The sequence below is a fragment of the Cellulophaga sp. BC115SP genome (genome assembly GCF_009905545.1).
Taxonomy (GTDB): Bacteria; Bacteroidota; Bacteroidia; order Cytophagales; family Spirosomataceae; genus Flectobacillus; species Flectobacillus rivi.
This window is the reverse complement of record NZ_JAAALB010000193.1, coordinates 1-624: the sequence shown is the minus strand read 5'-3', so window position 1 is coordinate 624 and position 624 is coordinate 1. Positions and strand designations below refer to the sequence as shown.

Here is a 624-nt window from a genome sequence, read left to right as displayed (position 1 = left end):
TCACCAGAGGCGTCGTCTATTTGCTGAGCTTCCTGCCAAACTGCATTTTTTTGTAAAAACTCGAATACGGTGATTGGGGTACCATCAAGCAATTGCACACCTGAAGCATCGATTGTTTTTACTTTACTAGATTCGACTAATACCAGGTGTGAAATGTATCCGATTAAAGACTTACCATGTCCAAATTTTTCCACTGTGTTCATGGTCAAAACTACCAGAGAAAAAGCGCAATCCATCGGACGAAAATTTGAGCTTTTTTAAAAGCTTAGAAACGAAAAAACCGCCTAGAATATAGATTCTAAGCGGTTTTTCATTTCTCAACGGTCGGACTAAATTCTTTTGTGTAGGACAAAAAGCCGAAAATTCGGACAATGGCTTAATTTTTCGGACAAATCAGCGAAAAGTTTTTTGAAATTCTTTTGATATTTTGGCCAAATAATCCCTGTAAATTTTCCTTGCTGTTTCCATTTCGATGTCAACATCTGGAATGATTCCGTACCGATCCAAAAAGCGTCGAACAAATGGTGTGTAGTCAATGGCCCGGCTGTATTCGTGTACGCTCCTGACTTCGCAAATCAACTCACGTCGAAACTCAGCATCAATCAGCTCACAAAGCTCTTTAGC

General features: G+C 39.6%; 2 protein-coding genes. Both read right to left on the bottom strand.

What is annotated here, in order from left to right:
* On the bottom strand, positions 1-203 hold a 203-nt coding region (locus GVN22_RS27615), incomplete at its 3' end, for a hypothetical protein (protein WP_166554195.1).
* Between the two features lie 190 nt (positions 204-393).
* Positions 394-624: hypothetical protein (locus GVN22_RS27820; protein WP_205691077.1), on the bottom strand; the 231-nt coding region annotated here is incomplete at its 5' end.